The organism is Undibacterium sp. TC4M20W, assembly GCF_049340245.1.
In the GTDB taxonomy this organism is placed as follows: domain Bacteria; phylum Pseudomonadota; class Gammaproteobacteria; order Burkholderiales; family Burkholderiaceae_D; genus Undibacterium.
Genome location: NZ_JBMPPI010000025.1, coordinates 64,348 through 84,583, shown reverse-complemented (window position 1 = coordinate 84,583; position 20,236 = coordinate 64,348). Strand labels below are relative to the sequence as shown.

General features: G+C 51.9%; 12 protein-coding genes. 7 read left to right on the top strand and 5 right to left on the bottom strand.

Annotation, left to right across the window (positions count from 1 at the left end; translation table 11 throughout):
• The 3 genes from ACO0LL_RS23410 to ACO0LL_RS23400 all read right to left on the bottom strand — a co-directional run bounded on the left by ACO0LL_RS23410 (window position 1) and on the right by ACO0LL_RS23400 (window position 5,198).
• Window positions 1-2,118, bottom strand: coding sequence for a putative bifunctional diguanylate cyclase/phosphodiesterase (locus ACO0LL_RS23410; RefSeq protein WP_422953220.1), 2,118 nt, complete (start codon window positions 2,116-2,118; stop codon window positions 1-3).
• 124 nt (window positions 2,119-2,242) lie between these two features.
• Entirely contained in the window at window positions 2,243-3,955 is a 1,713-nt protein-coding gene (locus ACO0LL_RS23405; RefSeq protein ID WP_422953219.1) for a protein kinase domain-containing protein, read from the bottom strand.
• Window positions 3,956-3,983: 28 nt separating this feature from the next.
• Window positions 3,984-5,198, bottom strand: a complete 1,215-nt coding sequence (locus tag ACO0LL_RS23400; protein ID WP_422953218.1) for a nitrate/nitrite transporter — start codon at window positions 5,196-5,198, stop codon at window positions 3,984-3,986.
• Window positions 5,199-5,569: 371 nt separating this feature from the next.
• On the opposite strand from ACO0LL_RS23400, the gene nirB reads away from it, so the two are divergent.
• The 4 genes from nirB to ACO0LL_RS23380 all read left to right on the top strand — a co-directional run bounded on the left by nirB (window position 5,570) and on the right by ACO0LL_RS23380 (window position 11,670).
• The gene (gene nirB / locus ACO0LL_RS23395; RefSeq protein ID WP_422953217.1) at window positions 5,570-7,999 is read left to right on the top strand and encodes a nitrite reductase large subunit NirB; all 2,430 of its coding nucleotides are present in this window, start codon (window positions 5,570-5,572) and stop codon (window positions 7,997-7,999) included.
• A 24-nt stretch (window positions 8,000-8,023) separates the two neighbouring features.
• Window positions 8,024-8,368, top strand: a complete 345-nt coding sequence (nirD, locus tag ACO0LL_RS23390; RefSeq protein WP_110255775.1) for a nitrite reductase small subunit NirD — start codon at window positions 8,024-8,026, stop codon at window positions 8,366-8,368.
• Between the two features lie 63 nt (window positions 8,369-8,431).
• Window positions 8,432-11,194 (top strand): molybdopterin-dependent oxidoreductase, encoded by a 2,763-nt coding sequence (locus ACO0LL_RS23385; protein WP_422953216.1) that lies wholly within the window; start codon window positions 8,432-8,434, stop codon window positions 11,192-11,194.
• 5 nt (window positions 11,195-11,199) lie between these two features.
• Window positions 11,200-11,670: a GNAT family N-acetyltransferase gene (locus ACO0LL_RS23380; RefSeq protein WP_422953215.1), complete on the top strand. Its 471-nt coding sequence runs from the start codon at window positions 11,200-11,202 to the stop codon at window positions 11,668-11,670.
• Between the two features lie 20 nt (window positions 11,671-11,690).
• On the opposite strand, the gene ACO0LL_RS23375 is transcribed toward ACO0LL_RS23380, so the two are convergent.
• Both ACO0LL_RS23375 and ACO0LL_RS23370 read right to left on the bottom strand, forming a co-directional pair.
• Window positions 11,691-12,332: a LysE family translocator gene (locus ACO0LL_RS23375; RefSeq protein WP_162058025.1), complete on the bottom strand. Its 642-nt coding sequence runs from the start codon at window positions 12,330-12,332 to the stop codon at window positions 11,691-11,693.
• Between the two features lie 36 nt (window positions 12,333-12,368).
• Window positions 12,369-12,740 (bottom strand): GFA family protein, encoded by a 372-nt coding sequence (locus tag ACO0LL_RS23370; RefSeq protein WP_422953214.1) that lies wholly within the window; start codon window positions 12,738-12,740, stop codon window positions 12,369-12,371.
• A 449-nt stretch (window positions 12,741-13,189) separates the two neighbouring features.
• On the opposite strand from ACO0LL_RS23370, the gene ACO0LL_RS23365 reads away from it, so the two are divergent.
• The 3 genes from ACO0LL_RS23365 to ACO0LL_RS23355 are packed head-to-tail and all read left to right on the top strand — an operon-like array spanning window position 13,190 to window position 20,231.
• Window positions 13,190-14,725 (top strand): ShlB/FhaC/HecB family hemolysin secretion/activation protein, encoded by a 1,536-nt coding sequence (locus ACO0LL_RS23365; protein ID WP_422953213.1) that lies wholly within the window; start codon window positions 13,190-13,192, stop codon window positions 14,723-14,725.
• Between the two features lie 11 nt (window positions 14,726-14,736).
• Window positions 14,737-17,046, top strand: coding sequence for a CHAT domain-containing protein (locus tag ACO0LL_RS23360; protein ID WP_422953212.1), 2,310 nt, complete (start codon window positions 14,737-14,739; stop codon window positions 17,044-17,046).
• A complete protein-coding gene (locus tag ACO0LL_RS23355; RefSeq protein ID WP_422953211.1) occupies window positions 17,043-20,231 on the top strand; it encodes a beta strand repeat-containing protein in 3,189 nt (1,062 codons plus the stop codon). Before ACO0LL_RS23360 ends, ACO0LL_RS23355 begins: the two co-directional genes overlap by 4 nt.
• The last annotated feature ends 5 nt before the right edge of the window (window positions 20,232-20,236 follow it).

The window sequence follows — 20,236 nt, the reverse complement described above, 5'->3', positions numbered from 1 at the left end:
TCAATCGGCAGCGTGACTTGCCAGAGCATCCAGCCATTTTTGCAAGCCTTCGCCATACAGAGGTTTGCTGGCAAAATAGCCTTGCATGGAATCACAACCAAGCTGGCGCAGGCATTCCCGTTCGGCTGCAGTTTCTATGCCTTCAGCAATCACGCTGAGGCCCAGGCCATGGCCCATTTCTATAATCGCCTTGACCAGGCCCTGGGTCGCTGGCAGTTGATCTATGTCGATGACAAAGCTGCGGTCTATCTTGAGCTCACTGACAGGCAGGCGTTGCAGGTAAGACAGGGAAGAATAACCAGTACCAAAATCATCAATGGATAAATCCAGACCGATGGCGCGCAGGCGGTTCAGCAACTCTATCGTACTGCCGGGGTCTTCCATGATGCCGCTCTCGGTAATTTCCAGTTTCAGCAATTTTGGGTTGAGCTCATACTGGCGCAACAGTGCGGCAATCTGGTCTGGAAAGCTGGTGTCGCGCAAATCATGAGTGCTGACATTGACGGCAATGGTCTGGCCAGGATATTTGTCTTGCCAGTTTTTGAGCGTGACGATGGCCTGTTCCAGCATCCACATGGTAAGCATGCTGATATAGCCGGTACGCTCGGCAAACGGAACAAATTCTGCTGGCGAAATAAAACCACGTACAGGATGTTGCCAGCGCACCAGTGCTTCAAAACCATAAGCTTTGCCAGATTGCAGATACAGCTTGGGTTGCAACCACATTTGCAATTCAGAGCCCCTGACGGCAGAGCGCAAATCAGACAAGAGGCTCAGGTGAGTCAGGCGTGAAGCTTCCTGCGCATCAGTATACCAGGCAGATGAATTGGCGCTGCGTTTGGCGGCATACAGGGCGACCTCGGCATTGCGTATCAGCGTCATCAAGGGCAATGGTGCGGCTGCGGTGATGGCAAAGCCATATACCAAACTCACATCGACAGAATGCTGGCCGCATCTGACCGGCTCATCCATGGCTGCATCTATGCGCTGATGCAGGTCTTCTAGCGCGGCTTTGGAAACATCATGGCAGAGTATCGCAAATGCACCGCCCGCCAGTCTGGCCAGCCAGGGTGTTTGACTTGCAGTGTTCTTGCTGATGACGGTTTTAAGCCGCAAGGCCACATCTGATATGACAGTGTCGCCAGTATCAAAACCTAGGGTTTCATTGATGACTTTCAGGCGCGCCAGATCCATCAGAATAAATCCCTGGTGTGGCAAGCCCTGACCCTCATGGGTTTTGAGCAACAGGGTGCGGTTGGGCAGGCCAGTCAGGCTGTCGTAGTAAGCCAGGCGTTCGACAGTTTGTTCGCGTATGCTTATGGCCTCTGCCATGGTATTGAGGGCTTCGCCCACGCGTGCGACTTCTTCTGTCTTGCTGGGAATAAAACGGGTCTGGTAATCACCTTTGGCAATTTGCAGGGCGCTGGTTTCCAGCCTTGCCAATGGCCTGACTACGCTGCGGGTTGTCAGCCAGGCCAGCAATGCTGCGAGAATGACACCAAAGACAGACAGCATGGCGACCATGGTGCCGGTCTTTTCCAGTTCCATTTGCGCTTCTGCCTGATGGGCCTGGATTAATTCCTGCTCCCGCTTGAGAAAAATTTTGGACTGTTCGAGCAAGGCATCCAGTGCCGGTTTGACGCGCGTACTAAAGCTGGTTTTGGCGGCATCCTGCCCTTCATCTTCGAGTTGATTGACAGTATCAAGATAATGCTGCTGATAAATTGCGCGCTTTTGCTTGAGCAGTTTGAGGCTGTTTAATTGCTCGTCGTCACTGAGGCTGGCTTCAAGATCGCTGATGAGCTGGTCTATGCGGCGATTTTTTTCATCGACGATAGTGTATTCAGGTACCCGTTGTTCATAAGGAACTGTCAGGAATTGCAATAAGGCTCTGCCGACGTTTTCTGTCGCCACACTGAGTTCTTGCACATACAGGAGACTTTGCACCTCTTTGCGGGCAAATTGCTCATTGCGCGCAGTCATGTTGCGGATTTGTGAAATTGGCAACAGCAAGACGATGCTGAACAGTATTAGCAGCAAAGCATAGCTCAATGCCAGCCGCATGCCTACACGGCGCAAGCGCAGGAGCTGGATCAGGCGATGAAAGCTGTTCGACATAAATATGGCCGCAATATAGTCTTGAGTCTTAGTCTGGTAAAAAGTTGCCGGCACACAAGCGCATGCTACTACAGGCTTATGTTAATGCACTATTAACAGCGAGAGCAATACTATTGTGCAGGGATCAACGGGCGATCAGTATATACAACATCAGCACATTGGCGACGATGGACAAGACTGCCAGCATGCGCCAGGTGGCCAGCGGGTCGCGTTGTGCCAGGGGTTTGGCTTGCGGGGCGGGCAGGGGATGGGAGGCACCGCGTTCCAGTGCCAGTAAAAATTCTTCTGCAGTTTCAAAGCGCTCAGCTTCGTCACGTGCCACGGCTTTGAGCAAAACATTTTCCAGCCAGAGTGGCAAGTCGGGGCGGTAGCGCCCCGGCGACGCAGGCTCAGCAAACTTGGGGCGCTGGAAAGGTTCGATTTCGCCATAGGGATAGTGGCGTGTCAGCAAATAGTAAAGTGTGACACCGGTGGCATACAGATCCGTGGCGCGGGATGGTGCTGCGCCCTGGAACTGTTCCGGCGCTAAAAATGAAGGCGTGCCTGCCATGCTGTGGCTGGCATTGCCCTGACCATCCTGGCTGTCAAAGCCGGATTGCGCGACACCAAGGTCAAGAATGCGGATTTCGTCATCGTCCCCCAGATGGACATTGGCAGGCTTGACATCCCTGTGCAAGATGCTGCGCCTGTGCAGTGCACCGATGGCGCGTACCAGCTTGCCGCCATAAGCGACTGCTTCTGGTATGGTGAAATGCTGCCCGGCTTCCAGCCTTTGTTGCAGGGATGCACCCGCATGCCAGGTTGAGAGATAGTACAGGTAGTTTCTTTGATCGGGCGTGATCACCTGGGGAAAGAAGCGCGCTACCACGCGCTTGGCCAGCCACGCTTCATGCGCAAAGGCTGAGCGCTCCTGTGCATCATTGGCCTTGTCGGGATGCAGGGTTTTTAACACCAGTTGCCGGTGATGAGAGGTGTCGCTGACGCGGTACAGTATCGTCGTCAGCGAGGTATGCATGACTTCTTCTATCGCATAGCCGTCAAGGGTCTGGCCAGGCTTCATGCGCGGTGGCACGGGCAGGGCGTGCAGCTCGCTGATGGCATCGCGCAACTCACCTTCTGGTAAGCTGTCTATGCGGGCGATCACGGCACTGCAGTTGTCTTGCGACCCCGCTTTCAGTGCGGCTGCGCATAAAGCTTCGCAGGCAGCCTCACTGCTCAGCTTGCCTGCGCTGACCTGCTTCAAAAAATCTGTCAGGTCATATTCTGTGAGACTGGCCCAGATACCATCGCAGGCCAACAAAAAGACATCATTGACACGCAACTCACCCATGCCATGATCAATGACGAGGTGATTATCGAGGCCTATGGCGCGGGTCAGCACATGCTGCATCTCCGGTCTGTCCCAGACATGGTCCTGGGTCAGTTTTTGCAAGGCACCGTCACGCAACAGGTAACAGCGGGTGTCGCCGACATGTGCACTGTAATACATGCGCCCACGCAAGACCAGTGAGGTCATGGTGGTGGCCATGCCTGCCAGCTCACGGCGGACTGAGCCTTGCTGCTGCACCCAGCTATTCATGGCGACCAGCACCTTGTCGAGTGCTGTTGTTACCTCCCAGGTGTCAGGCGTAGCATAGTAATCGGTCAGCAGCCCACGTACTACATATTCAGCCGCTTCGCGCCCGCCTTCATTGCCAGAGACGCCATCGGCTACGGCCAACACCATGCCCTTGCAGGATAGCTCAGGTTCGCCTGGCGTGACCATGCCGACAAAGTCTTCATTACGCGGGCGTATGCCAGCGACGCTGTGATGTCCTGTGCTGACTGTCAGTGGCATGTTTGTGTATTTTGTGTATTTTGTGTATTCAGATTTTTGCAGTAGTCATGGCGGCAGAGCCCCAGGTCGTGCGCCAGCGTTTCTTGACCAATGATAAACCCAGCAAGGCGATGATGGCGAGGCTGGCGAAAATCGACAGGCCTATTTGATAACTGCCGGTGATCTGACGTGAATAACCCATGCTGGCCGCCAGATAAAAACCACCTATGCCACCTGCCATGCCCACCAGGCCAGTCATGACACCCATCTCTTTACGGAAACGCTGCGGCACCAGTTGGAATACCGCACCATTGCCCGTGCCCAGTGCCAGCATGGCAACCACGAATACACATACTGCAGCAGTCGCAGATTGCAGACCGATGGATGCAATGAACAGGAAGGCAGAAGCGATGGTGTATATGACAGACAGGGTTTTGATGCCACCTATGCGGTCAGCAATACGGCCACCCATGGGGCGCACCAGAGAACCGGCAAACACGCACGCAGCAGTGAAGTAACCGGCAGTAATTGGCGTTAAACCATATTGCGTATTGAAATAAATCGTCAGGGAAGATGCCAGGCCAGAGAAGCCGCCAAAGGTCACGCTGTAAAAGAACATGAACCACCACGCGTCTTTGTCTTTCAGCACGGCCAGGTATTCAGTCAGGGATTTGCCAGGTGCATCACCCGGCGCATCCTTGGCGAAAATCAGGTAAACCGCCAGCGCGATGAATAAGGGTATCAGCGCCAGACCAAACACATTTTGCCAGCCAAAGGCAATTGCCAGTGCTGGTGCAAACAAGGCGGCAAAGGCGGTGCCGGAATTGCCTGCACCCGCTATCCCCAAGGCAGTACCCTGGTGTTCAGGCGGATACCAGCGCGATGCCAGCGGCAATGCCACGGCAAAGGCAGAACCTGCGACACCCAGGATCACGCCGAGGAACAGCAGTTGTTCATAAGTGTGCAAATTTCCCAGCCATGCCCAGCACAAGCCTATCAGCACGACGATCTGGCCTATCAATCCTGCTTTCTTGGGTTTCAAATGATCGACCAGCACGCCCATGACGATGCGCAGCAAGGCACCAGCCAATAAGGGGGTGGCGACGACCAGGCCTTTTTGTGCTGCAGTCAGGCCCAGGTCCTTGGAAATCTGGATGGCGAGTGGCCCCAACAATACCCAGACCATAAAACTCAGGTCGAAATAAAAGAAGGATGCCAATAAGGTGGGTGTGTGCCCGGCTTTCCAGAAGGAAGTTTTTTGCATGATCGCTCCAATAGTGAACATGCATGCCACTTGCAAGGGACGTGCCATCAAAATGTGCAGGTGATTCGCGTATTCCATGATTAAAAACAAAACTTTCTGCGCAAAAACTGTGCGCGCTCTGAATTAAATGGTGCAATGCACCAGAATGGCTGAGTTTTGTATGAGTGCCGCGAGGATTTTTGGTGCATGCTTCAAGAAGTGGCATTGCTTTTGCTGCCAACCGAGGAATCCTCCGTTTTTCTTGGTGAAAACCATATTAATGCGCAGTTAAATTGGTGCAGGCTTATAAAAACAGCCTGGCTTTCCCTCTGATAAAAACGAACTGGCATTGCTCTTGCTTAGAGTCTGGGGAGACAAGCAAAGGAGCAGCCATGAAGAAACTTAAGCTAGTGATGGTAGGGAATGGTATGGCAGGTGTGCGTACCCTGGAAGAATTAATCAAGATCGCCCCCGACCTGTATGACATTACCGTATTTGGTGCAGAACCTTATGCCAATTACAACCGTATCCTGCTATCACCTGTATTGGCAGGCGAGCAAACCATCAAAGACATCATGCTCAATGATGTGGATTGGTATGAAGAAAATAATATCACCCTGCACCTGGGCAAAAAAATCGTCAAGATAGACAGGGCACGCCGTCTGGTGATCGCCGAAGACGGTACCCAGACTGAATACGACCGTCTGCTGCTGGCGACTGGCTCTACACCTTTCATGTTGCCGGTTCCCGGCAAGGATCTCAAGGGCGTGATTGCCTACCGAGACATCTACGATACCAATACCATGATAGAGGCGGCAGAAAAGCATACGCATGCTGTCGTTATCGGTGGAGGCCTGCTGGGCCTGGAAGCCGCCAATGGCTTGAAAATGCGCGGCATGAGCGTGTCTGTCGTGCATTTGCCAGGCTGGCTCATGGAACGCCAGCTTGATCCTGTTGCTGGCAAGATGCTGCAAAAATCTCTGGAAGACCGTGGCCTGAACTTCCTGCTGGAAAAAAATACCGAAGCTATCATTGGTGACGATGCTGGTCATGTGAAATCCATACGCTTTACCGACGGCCTGGAAATCCCTGCGCAATTGATCGTCATGGCAGTCGGCATACGTCCCAATACTGCGCTGGCAGAATCTGCCGGGTTGTATTGCAATCGCGGCATCATCGTCAATGACACCATGCAGACTTATGACCCGCGCATTTACTCTGTTGGCGAATGCGTCAATCATCGCGGCACAGTGTATGGCCTGGTTGCCCCTTTGTTCGAAATGGCCAAGGTCTGCGCCAATCACCTGGCCAATTTTGGCATAGGCCGGTACCAGGGTTCAGTCACATCTACCAAGCTGAAAGTGACAGGCATAGACCTGTTTTCTGCCGGTGAATTCATGGGGGGCAAAGATACTGAAGAGATTATTTTGTCTGACCCCATAGGTGGTGTTTACAAGAAGCTCGTGGTCAAGGATGACAAGCTGATTGGTGCTTGTTTATATGGCGATACCGTAGATGGCAGCTGGTATTTCAAACTGCTGCGCGAAGGCAAGAATATTTCAGAAATCCGTGACTCATTGATGTTCGGCGAATCGAATACCGGTGACGTTGGTCATGAAGGACACACCAAGGCAACTGCCATGCCGGACGAGGCCGAGGTCTGTGGCTGTAACGGCGTCTGCAAAGGCACCATCGTCAAGGCCATCAAGGAAAAAGGCCTGTTCACGCTTGACGATGTGCGCAAGCATACCAAGGCATCCGCATCCTGCGGTTCATGTACCGGGCTGGTAGAACAAATTATCATGTTCACCGCTGGTGGTGATTATTCAACGGCTTCAAAAGTCAAACCCATGTGTGCTTGTACTGATCATAGCCATCAGCAAGTGCGCGATGCGATCAAGGCCAACAAGCTATTGACGGTATCTGGCGTGCAGGAATTCATGGAATGGCGCACACCTAACGGTTGCTCCAGCTGCCGCCCGGCCATCAACTACTATTTGATTTCTACATGGCCACGTGAAGCGAAGGATGATCCGCAATCACGCTTCATCAATGAGCGTTCGCATGCGAATATCCAGAAGGACGGCACTTACTCCGTCATCCCGCGTATGTGGGGTGGTGAAACAAATGCCAGTGAATTGCGCAGGATTGCTGACGTCGTTGATAAATTCAAGATACCAACAGTCAAGGTCACCGGTGGCCAGCGCATTGACTTGCTGGGTGTGAAGAAAGAAGATTTGCGCGCCGTATGGCAAGACCTGGGCATGCCATCTGGTCTGGCTTATGCCAAGGGTCTGCGTACCGTGAAAACTTGTGTGGGCAGTGAATGGTGCCGTTTTGGTACGCAAAACTCCACCCTCATGGGGCAGCAACTGGAACGCGAGCTGGCGCGCATGTATTCGCCGCACAAGGTCAAGCTGGCTGTGTCAGGTTGCCCGCGTAATTGTGCTGAGGCAGGTATCAAGGACGTTGGTGTCATCGGCGTTGATTCTGGTTGGGAAATTTATGTCGGTGGCAATGGCGGTATCAAAACCGAAGTCGCGCAATTCCTGGTCAAGCTGAAAACCCATGAAGAAGTCATGGAATATACCGGCGCCTTCTTGCAGTTATACCGTGAAGAAGGTTGGTACCTGGAACGTACCGTACATTACCTTGCCCGTGTCGGCCTTGATTATGTGAAGAAAATCATATTGGAAGACCACGAGCGCCGCAAAGACTTGTATCAACGTTTGCTGTTTGCACTGGAAGGTGAATCTGATCCATGGCATGAACCAGAAAAAGCTCAGGTCGATACGCGTCAGTTTGAACGCTTGCCAGCATAACGCCATTTTTTGAGAGGAAAAAACATGAGTCAGGAATGGCAAGTTATTTGTCGTGTAGAAGATATCCCCGTACTGGGTGCGCGCGTGGTTGCACGTGCGGCCAAGCCGGATGTCGCCATCTTCAGGAATACAGAAAACAAGGTCTTTGCTCTGCTGGATAAATGCCCGCACAAAGGTGGTCCTTTGTCACAAGGTATAGTCTTTGGCGAAAGAGTAGCCTGCCCCTTGCATAACTGGAACATAGAATTGCCCACAGGTTGCGCGATTTCTCCGGATGAGGGCTGTACCCAGAAGTTCAGCCTGAAGGTGGATGCGGACCAGGTTTATCTGGACGCAAATGAGTTACGTACACTCGCAATAGAGGCATAGAAAAAATGCGCTGCATCACATACTATGCATAGTATGTGATGCAGCGTGCACTTAAAGGCATGTATGACTGAAACCAAATCTACCTGTTGTTATTGCGGCGTTGGTTGCGGTGTAGTGATAGAAAGCGAAGGCGGGCAGGTAACTGGCGTGCGCGGTGATACTGATCATCCCGCCAATTTTGGCCGCCTGTGCAGCAAGGGCAGCACTTTGCATCTGTCTGCAGATGCAAAAATACAGCAACAGGTCAGGGCGCTGTATCCTGAAATGCGCGATCCCGCCATGCGTGGAGAGTTGCGACTGCGCACCGACTGGGATAGCGTTATTGCCAGCATGGCAGACAAGTTCGCTGACTCCATCAAAACGCATGGCCCAGACAGTGTGGCATTTTATATTTCTGGTCAATTGCTGACTGAAGACTATTACGTCTTTAACAAACTCGCCAAAGGCTTGATAGGCACCAATAATATAGACAGCAACTCACGCCTGTGCATGTCAAGCGCGGTTGCTGGTTACAAGCAGACCCTGGGTGCGGATGCGCCGCCTGCCTGCTATGAAGACATAGACCTCGCAGAAGTCATTTTTATTGTCGGTTCCAACACGGCTTATGCACATCCGATTTTATATCGCCGCCTGGAACAGGCCAGGGAAAAAAATCCCAACCTGAAAGTGATTGTTGCTGATCCGCGCCGTACCGATACCGCGCGTGAAGCAGATTTGTTCCTGCCTATCTTGCCAGGTACCGATGTTGCCCTGTTCAACGGCATGTTGCATCTGTGCCTGTGGGAAGATTTAATCGATCTGGCGTATATCCAGGAACATACCGAGGGCTTTGCCGAACTCAAGCAAACCGTGCGTGACTACACGCCAGCAGCTGTCGCCAAGACCTGCGGCATCAAGGAAGCTGACCTGGTGCAGGCAGCACGCTGGTTTGGACAATCCAAAGCCAGCCTGTCGCTGTATTGCCAGGGGCTGAATCAATCATCTGCCGGTACTGCAAAAAATGCTGCCCTGATCAATCTGCATCTGGCTACTCATCAAATCGGCAAACCAGGTGCCGGGCCGTTCTCTTTGACTGGCCAGCCAAATGCCATGGGTGGTCGTGAAGTCGGTGGCATGGCGAACTTGATGTCGGGTCACCGTGACCTTGGCAATGCTGAACATCGCGCAGAAATTGCTGCCTACTGGGGGGTAGACGACGTGCCCGCTACACCGGGTAAAACTGCAGTAGAAATGTTTGAAGCAGTCCGGCAGGGTGAGATCAGGATCATCTGGATAGTCTGTACCAATCCCGCGCAATCCATGCCAGAGCAAAACCTGATACGCGAAGCCCTGCAAAAAGCCGAGCTGGTGATCGTGCAGGAAGCATACACCAGCACGGCCACCGTGCCGTATGCCGACATACTTTTACCCGCCAGCACCTGGGCCGAGAAGACGGGTACCGTCACCAATTCAGAACGCCGCATATCCCGCGTGCGCGCCGTCATACCCGCACCTGGTGAAGCAAAACACGATTGGCAAATCGCCAGCCAGTTTGCGCAAGCACTTGCCCCCTTGCTGGGCAAGTCACCAGCAAACTTCAAGTACGACAGCGACGAACAAGTCTGGAACGAGCACCGCGACAGTACTCGTGGCCGTGACCTTGATATCACCGGCTTGTCATACGCCATACTGGAACAGCAGGGGCCACAGCAATGGCCTTATCCGGCTGGTGCCAGCACTGGCAAACAGCGTTTGTATGAAGACGGTATCTTCCCTACAGCCAATGGCCGCGCACGTTTCGTCAATACTGTGTACCAACCTGTCAAGGATGCAGTTGATGCCCGCTACCCATTCTCATTGAATACTGGTCGCCTGCGCGATCAATGGCATGGCATGAGCCGTACCGGCACTGTGGCACAGTTGTTTGCCCACGTGGCAGAGCCTGGCCTTTGCATGGAGGCGACTGATATGCAAAGACGCTTCTTGAAATCAGGTGATCTGGTGCATGTCAGCAGCCGTCGCGGTACTGTCATTTTGCCGGTAGTTGAAAGTGATGAGCAGCGTGCGGGCCAGGTTTTCATCGCCATGCACTGGGGGGAGGAATATGTCTCGGGCCGTGGCCATGCACAAAATGCCAGCTATGGTGTGAATGCCCTGACTTCACCGGCAATCGACCCCAGCTCTAAACAACCTGAACTGAAAGCTGCTGCCGTCAAGATTTTGAAAGCAGAATTGCCCTGGCGCTTCGTTGTATTCGCGTGGCTGGATAGCGAAGAAGCCTATAGCGTACAAGCTGCCTTGCGTCCTTATATGCGCGAGTTTGCCTATGCATCCTGCACACCATTTGGTCGCGACAAGGTGGGTGTGATCTTCCGTGCTGCGAATGAAGAAGCGGTGGCAACTGAAGTCCTGGAAAAAATCGAGCACATTTTTGGCATAGTGGGCGCGGATGTCTTGCGCTATGACGACAAGCGCCGCAGTGTTTCGCGCCATATTCTGGTAAAAGAAGGTGGTCTGGCTGCTGTGGCGCTGGCGGGAGATGTGTCTGCCGAGAGTTGGCTCAAGGACTTCCTGCAGGCGCAGGAACCAGTCGCCAGACTCGGGCGACTCCTGCTGATGCCGAGCACGACGGCACCACAGGGTTTTGCAGCACGTGGCAAAGTAGTGTGCAGTTGCCTGAATGTGACGGATACTGAAATCAAGAAGACACTTGCAGGCATGGATGGTTTGCCTGCCGATATCCTGACTGGTTTACAAAGCAAACTCAAATGCGGCACGAATTGTGGCTCTTGTGTGCCGGAACTCAAGAAGATGATCAGTTTTAATATGCAGGAAAAAGTCGCATAAAAAACATGAATATAGAAAGAGTCGATCCAGCTTCAAAAGCCGCAGGCAGATTGATTGCCATGTCTGACGCTTATATGGCTGCATTGTATCCAGCCGAGAGTAATCACATGCTCAGCGTGGACGCATTGCTGCAAGATAATGTGATTCTTCTAGGTTGTTACATGGACGGGCAATTGGCCGCCTGTGGCGCTGTCACTATCCTGTTTGATGACGATGAGCAGTTAAGCTACGGTGAAATCAAGCGCGTGTTTGTGCCTGATGAATTTCGAGGAAGAGGTTTGTCCAAGCACATCATGCGTGCACTGGAAGACCATTTGCTGGATCAGGATATACATGTAGTCCGATTGGAAACCGGTATCAGGCAGCCCGAGGCGCTGGGCCTGTATTTTCGCCTCGGCTATGCCGAACGGGCTGCTTTTGGTGAATATGAAGAAGACCCTTTGAGCGTCTTCATGGAAAAGATTTTATCTGCCTGAATTCTCAGACCCTCAGACCTTCAGGCAGTTTGCCTGCGCAAACTGAGCAACATCGTCCCGAAGGTAATGAAGGCCGCACCGACCACGCGGTTAATCCATTTCACAAAACGCGGCTTGACCAGTACATGCATGGCACGTGCGGCCAGTTGTGCATACATCAAATGAGTCAGGTAAGACAGGCCCATGAAGATTGCCATCAATGCAAAAAACTGCGGCGCCAAAGCTTCACCCGGTGTAATGAAATGCGGGAACAGCGCTGTAAAAAACATCAGAGCTTTTGGGTTGGTAGCTGCTGTCAAAAAAGCTTCTGAAAATAATTTGCGCGGACGAGGCCTGCTATCAGCCTGACCGTTCTGCGCATCATGCGTCAATGCGCTGCTTTTTCCAAATAATTGCTTGGCACCGATATAGAACAGGTAAAGCGCACCTATGATCTTGACGGCGGCAAACAGCATGGCTGACGAATTCAGCAAGGCGCCCAGGCCTAGAAATGCGGTAGTAGAAAGGCAAAAGATGCCGCATACATTGCCAAAGGCTGACCACATGACCGCACGTGTGCCATAACTCGCACCGTTCTTTAAAGACAGCAAGGTGGCTGGGCCAGGGCTGAGTATCGCGAGGCTGGCGATGGCAGTGAAGGCAAGCAGGGTTTGGGTTTGCATGGCTGGTTTCCTGTTTAGTGTAAAAGATTTATCGCCTTATGGCATCCGGGCACCAACGGCCTGGCGCACAGGAATGCCTTCAGGGTCGAAGTCGTCAAGGCAATAGACGTTGATACCAAAATTATCTGGCGTCACGCGTTTGCGGTGAAAAGGATAAATGCCGCAAGTCTTGCAAAAATAATGATGGGCTGTATTGCTGTGGAACTGATATTCACTCAATGATTCTGCACCCGCCAGCAGCTTGAATTTGCTTTCATGTACCTTGACCATCAAGGCATTTTTGCGGCTGCATATTGAACAGTCGCACATCGTCAGCTCAGGAAAATCCGTCTCTATTTCAAAGTGCACCGCACCACAGTGGCAACTTCCCTGATATTTTTGCATGGGGCGGGAACCGGATATTTGCATTTTTTCTACTCCTGAATCTACTGTAAGTTCATCTTAGAGCATGGCAGGCAATGTGTACCGGTACAATTTCCTGCAAGATACTGTGCTGCCACGGTCTTTTTACCATGCCAATTTTATGAGGCATTTGATTAGTCAAGGCGTGAGCAATTATTCAAGCTTGCTGCAAAGCCTTGTCCGCCTGTTTCAGATGTGTCCAAATGTAAGCCATACCTTGGTATCGTTGTAATGATTTGGCAATAGACTTATCATGCCGGGTCTGCGCTGTTTGTCTGTACTGTGGCACTATTTCTCTGTTTATTTTTTAACCATCTCATGCAAGCAATTCTACATACTATGACCGCACATCGATTTCTCAGTACTGGCGGTCAATAAACATGTGGAATTCTATTTTTGCAAGACCTGCAGTGTCAGGTACTTCACGGATCGCGGTTTGTATTGCGTTGGCGTGCTTGAATCCAGATGTCGTTTTCGCCAATGATTTACCTCCTGTACAAACGATAGCCAGAGATGTGCTGGTCAGGGAGTTTCAGTTCAGTGGCAATGCCGTTATCAGCAGTACAGAATTGCAAGCAATGTCGGCAGCTTATCTCGGCAAGCGCACCACTTATGCTGATCTGGAAGAATTGCGCACCCGTATTTCACGCCTGTATGCAGAACGTGGTTACCTCAATTCTGGTGCCGTTCTGATCGTGGCAGAGGGTAGCGAACCTTTTCCATCAGGCATAGTCAGCATACGCTTGATAGAAGGGCGCATTTCGGAAGTGCGGGTAAAGGGGGAAGAACGACTGCGGCCTGCGTATTTGCAGCAGCGCCTGCTCAGGGATGACGAAGTATTCAATATGCCAGTCTTGCAGCAGCGTTTCCAGCTCTTGCTGACTGACCCTTTGTTTGAAAAAATCAATAGCCGCATCATCCCCGGTGATAAACCGGGTACTGCCATACTGGACATTGATGTTGTGCTCGCCAAAGCCTATGGCCTGAATCTCTATGCCAATAACTACCGTGCGCCCTCAATAGGATCAGAAGTTTTGGGCATGTCAGGCTGGGTGCGCAATCTGAGTGGTTATGGCGATTATCTGGAAGCCAGTGTTGCCCATAGCGAAGGGGCAGACCCTGTACATCTGGGCTGGACCATGCCAGTGAACAGCCGTGGTACTGCATTCAAGCTTGGTCTTGATAAAGGCAGCTCTTCTGTTGTTGGTGAATCCATGGCAGCGATCGATATCAAGAGCCGGAGCTCGGGTTATGAAATTGGTATGAGCCAGGCTTTATCGAATAGCCTGCAAAGAAAAATCGAACTCGGCTTCAGCTATAGCCAGCGCGATAGCCAGACCAGTTTATTGGGCGAAGCGTTTTCCTTCACACCTGGTGAGCCTGACGGTTATTCAAAAACCAAAGTAGTACGCTTTTCCCAGGAGTGGACAGAACGCTGGGAAACCCAGGCCCTGGCCTTGCGCAGTGTGTTTGCTTTTGGCCGCAATAACATAGACAGTAGTGATGCCAGCGTGCAGGTACCAAATCAGCATTACCGTATCTGGACAGGGCAACTGCAGTATGTCAAAAACCTCGGCAAAGCCGGTGATCAAATAATTTTGCGCGCTTCTGTCCAGCAAACGCCAGACCGCTTGTTGCCTATGGAAAGATTCTCGCTGGGTGGCGTTGCTACCGTTCGCGGTTACAGAGAAAACGCTGTAGTACGAGACCGTGCGTGGTTGCTGAATGCAGAATACCATTACCCCTTGCCAGTCTGGCTGGAAGCCGGGCACAAATTCAAGCTTATTGCCTTTACTGATCTGGCAACAGCCAGCAACCAGGGCGAGGCTGCACAAAGACTAGCCTCGATAGGTGTGGGCATGAACTGGCAATGGCAAAACTGGGCAGCCGACTTGTTCATGGCCAGGAAGCTCATCACTCTGCCGGGGCAGAGCAGTGGCAACTTGCAAGACCATGGCGTGCATGCCCAATTGTCTTACCATTTATTTTGAGAGTGCGGCATATGCGTAAGAAATTTGCCTCACCAGCCAGATGTATGTTGATTGCCAGTGTACTGGTAATGTCGGTTCACTTGCTCGCATCTGCAAACGATGCCGCGCAGGATCAGGGCGTGCGTGAATGTGCCAGCGGCAGTTATACCCAGGCATTGTCTGTCTTGCAAACTGCTTATGCCAGGGCTGATCAGACTGCAGATAAAGTCAAGGCAGCATCTGCTCTGGCGCAGACTTATATACAGACGCACCAGGCAGCCAAGGCAGAACCCTACCTGGTATTTGCCTTTGATCACGCCAGCAATAAACTGGACAAGGCTGGCTATGCGATTGATGTTGGCAACTGGCAGCAGCAACAGGGGCATGCAGAGCAGGCGCGTTACTACTACGATACGGCGCTGCAATTGGCTCCATCGGATGCCGCAATCGCAATCAGCGTCGGACTGAAAAGGCAAAAACTGGAGTTAAAAAATCTGACTCCGGCAGCCAAGTTGAAAAACCTGCAGGCATTGTGGCAGCGACTGATACAAGCAGGAGAACAGCCACAAGCTGCTCGCTATAGCCTGAATCTTGGCGTGCAAGCCAGGGCTTTGGGGGCGGAAGGGCAAAGCCTGGCTTTCCAGGCATTCGATCACGCACGCAAAGTCGCGACAAAACTGGGCCAGGCCAGATTACAACTTGAGACGCTGGACCAGCTCGCCCAGCTCTATGAAGATGCACATCGTTACGATGATGCCCTGGCCTTGACTGACCAGGCATTATTGGCTTCACAGGGCCAGGAAGCGCATGACTTGCTCATCAATGTCGAATGGCGTCATGGCCGTATCTTGCGGGCGCAAGCAAAAAATACTGAGGCAATCGCCGCCTATCAAAGAGCTCTCGAGCACATAGAGGCGATACGTACTGACATACCGGTCGAATATCAGGATGGTCGTTCTTCGTTCCGTGAAACCCTGGAGCCTGTGTATCTGGGGCTGGCGGATTTATTATTGCAGACATCCGCTCCGTTGGATGCAAGACTCAAGAACGCGCAATTGCGTCGCGCCCGCGATGTGCTGGAATTGCTCAAGCAAACCGAATTGCAAGATTATCTGGGTGACCGCTGCGCTGTTGATACCGCCAGGGCCAATCGTAAGAATAATAAGAATAATGTGATTGCTGATGATACAGCGATACTTTATCCCATCATCTTGCCCGACAGGCTGGAGCTTTTGCTGGAAACAAGCAAGGGTATGTACAGCCATAGCATAACTATGTCTGCCGCAAAAATGCGTGCAGATGTACTGGATTTTGGCAATATCCTGAAAGACAATCTCTCATTCAAGTCTCAGGCAAAGCGTTTGTACCAGGCCTTGCTGGCACCAGTGGATGTTGAACTCGCACAACAAGGTATACGCACGCTCGTCATTGTTCCTGATGGTGTATTGCGTTTATTACCTTTTGCAGCCCTGCATGATGGCCAGCAATTTGCCATAGAAAAATATGCGATCGCAGTAGTACCAGCTTTGAGTCTGACCAATACCAGTGCGCGCCCCCATATTGATACAGCATACAAAACGCTGCTGGCAGGCATGAGCGAACCTGGGGCTGTGGTTGATAAATTACCCGGTGCAATGGTAGAGCAACTGCTGGCAGCTAATCCACAAACGACTGCAAATGGCAGGCAAGTTGCCAGAGCCGTGCTGACGCGCAGCCTGCGTAACATCCCCAGGACAAGCGACAATCCGGTCATGAGCAAACCAGCGCAGCATCAGCAATTGCAGCAAATGCTGGCGCTGGCTGGCGTTGATGAAGAAATCCGTACACTGGAAAAACTGACCAGCAGCCAGACTTTGTTGAATGCGAAATTTACCGTCGCTGCATTCAGTCAAAAAGTCAAAACAGGTGATTACCAGATTGTTCACATTGCTTCGCACGGTGTGTTTGGTGGCACTGCCGACAGCACCTTTGTCATGGCGCATGATGACTTGATTACCATGGATAATCTACAAGGGTTTTTACGTGCAGGCAGTATGAAAAATCAGGAGCTGGAATTATTGACATTGTCGGCCTGTGAAACAGCTGAGGGTGATGACAGGGCACCACTGGGCCTGAGTGGTGCGGCTCTCAAAGCCAGGGCCAGGAGTGCCTTGGGTTCATTGTGGCCAGTATCAGATGATGCGGCAACTTTGCTGATGGGGCAGTTTTACCGCCGCTTGGCAGAACCTGCCACTAGCAAGGCGCAGGCTTTGCAAAAGGCACAATTGGAATTGATGAAGAATAATCAGTTCAGTCATCCATTTTATTGGGCACCATTCATCATGGTCGGGAGCTGGTTATGAAGACTAAGCGATTACATACGATGGGCTTGCTCAGAGTAAGCCTTCTCAGAGTAAGCCTGTCCTTGGCTTTTGGGAGTGTGTCTGCATTTGCTTACGCCGGTGCTACGACTGACGGCACAGTTGGTGCCGTACAAAACCTCAGTGGCAATTTTGTCGTGCCACAAAGCCTGGGGTCGACCAAGGGCGGCAATTTATTTCACAGCTTTAAAAATTTCAGTATAGAAAATGGCGAGTCTGCCACTTTCACTACGACGACGGCTTTGCAAAATGTAATAGCCCGTGTCACTGGCGGTGCAGCCTCGAATATCAATGGTTTGTTGAAACTCAGTGCATCTGCGGGTAACCAGCCGCATTTTTATTTCATCAATCCTGCTGGTGTGATTATTGGTGCAGGTGCTGCCATCGATGTACCCGCAGGTTTGCATATCAGTACAGCAGATTATGTGAAATTTGCAGATGGAAATTTTTATGTCGATACGGCAAAAGCCAGCACCCTGTCTGCTGCCGCGCCTGAGGCTTTTGGATTTTTGGGTAATAATTCTGCCACTCTCGAATTCAGGAATGGCGCGGCAGTCAATGTCCGTCCGCAACAAGCGCTGACCCTGGCCGCTGGCGATATCACAGTCAATGACGCCAGCTTGCTTGCACCCGGCGCGGCAGTGCGCGTGGCTGCTGCGGGCAAGAACAAGCTTGAAGTTGGTTTTGCCGGTGATTTGCCAGTAGCGGGTGGCAAGTTGAGTATTCTCAATGGCGGCAGTATCAATGCGTCTGTGAGTGGCAATGTCGATGGTGCCCAGGTGCGAGTACAGGCTGGGGATATTCTGATTGACGGCCAGGATGCTCGCAAGCCTACGGGTATTTTCAGCAATGCCAATGATGGCGGCGCAAAATCGGGTGACATCTTTATTGCGGCAAACCAGCAGCTCAGCATCGTCAATGCGGGCCGCATTTCGACTTCTACTTTTAGTTCTGGCAATGCCGGTTCCATCAAGCTGGATGCAGGTAGTGTCAGCATGGATGGCAAGGGCCAGGTAACAGGTATTTTCAGCCAGGCTAATGAGGCTTATGGCAATGCAGGCAATCTTGACATCAATGTGGCTGGCAAACTGAATATCCTGAATGGAGCCGTCATTTCCTCATCGACCTATACCTCAGGCAATGCTGGCAATGTGCGTGTGAGTGCCGGCGACATCATGCTGGATGGCGCAGAAGCCAACGGCCCTTACACAGGATTGCTCAGCACCACCAATAAAGGCACAGGCAATGCTGGTAATGTTGAGGCCACTGCCAAAGGCAAGCTCAGCATATTGAACAGCGCACAAATCTCTTCTGCTACTTATTCTGCTGGGCAGGGTGCCGATGTCAAGGTCAATGCGGCAGAATTGCTGATCAATGGCAATGGTGTCTCTACCGGCATCAACAGTATTTCAGGCGCTGCTGGCAATGCCGGTAATGTCAGCGTCAATGTCAGCGGATCCACCACGATATTTTCTGAAGGTGGTATTTCAACCTCGGCATTTGATGCAGGGCAGGCTGGCAAGATCAGGTTTGCTGGTAATAGCCTGAGCATAGATGGTCAGGGGCTGGAAGCGGGTATTTATAGTGACGCTGGTGATTTCCGCACAGCAGCCAGTTTCCGTGGTGGTAATGGCGGTGATATTGATGTGAGCCTGTTCGGTAAATTATCACTGGCTAGTGGCGGGCGTATATCCACCACAACTTATACACGCGGCAATAGTGGTTCTATCAATGTGACTGCCAACTCTGTGGCTCTGGATGGCGACGGCAGCGGCATTCTGGCAGAAACCATAGGCATCGGTAATGCGGGCAATATCGCAGTCAAGACCAGCCAGTCTTTGCAGATACAAAACGGTGCCAGGATTTCTTCTGCCACCCATTTTGTTGGCAATGGCGGCAGCGTCAGCATTGATGCTGCCAGCCTTGATATTGATGGCAAAAGTCTGGCGACCGGCATCTATAGTGATGCTGGCACGCAGGCACAAGGCAATGCAGGAAATGTAGCTGTCAGTGTGGCAGGCAATCTGTCATTGAAGGATGGTGGTCAGATATCGTCCGCGACGACCAGTTATACCACTGGTTCGGCTGGTACGGTGAAGGTCAATGCTGCCAACATCAGCCTCGATGGCAAGCTCAGTAATTCCGTGAAGGACGATGCGGGTAATCCCAAGGTCTTGAGTACCGGCATCTTCAGCAGCGCCAATGCGGGTGATGAATCTACCAGCAGGTCAGTCGGCAATGCCGGTACCGTGAATGTCACTGCGGGTCAACTGCAAATGAGCAACGCAGCATTGATTTCATCAAGTGCCTATGCCAAAGGCAAGGCGGGTGAAGTCAATGTCAATGCCAGTAAAATTCGTGTAGATAGCAATGCCATCATCAGTTCTGAAGCCGGCGCTGCATCCAGCGGTTATACCGGCAATGTGAATATCAAGGCGACAGACAGCCTGAACATGGATCAGGGCATAGTGTCAATTAGCAATGCTGCCCAGGTCAGCGCCGACAAATTGCCAGCCAAGACCCTGCTGGCAATTGATGCCTCAAATATCACATTACAGCAAGCGCAGATCACTGCTTTTGCCAGTGGCAATGTGGCGGCCAGTGATATTCGCCTCAACTACGCTCACCGCCTGCTTGCCAAAAACAGTAATATCAACACCAGTGCTTTTGATGGCAATGGCGGTGCAATTACGGTACAGGGTAAAGGCGCTTTGATACTTGAGCGCTCACAAATCACTACTTCCGTGATAGGTATGCAGACCGGTAATGGTGGTGACATCAGCATCAGTGCACCAGCTTTGATACTGCGCAGTGGCTTCGTCCAGGCAAATACTGCTGCCAAGGCTGCCAGCGGTGGTAATGTGAACATACAGGTGAACGCCACCATCGCCAGTGGCAACCAATTGCTGCTTGGCGGTGCGCCATTAAAATTTGATGGTAGTGGCAAGAATTTGATACAGGCTGCAGCACCTGATGGCGTGAACGGGGCTGTCAGACTGAGTAGCCCGCAAGTCGATTTCTCTGCCAGCCTGGTGAATTTGAATGCGCAAGCATATGAGTTTGCCGACTTGGCGGCAGACTTGTGCAGGCTGGGTAGTGGTAGTTCCCTGAGTCTGGTTGGAAGAGGCGGCTTATTGCCCACAGCCACTGGCTTATTGAGATATTAAGTTGC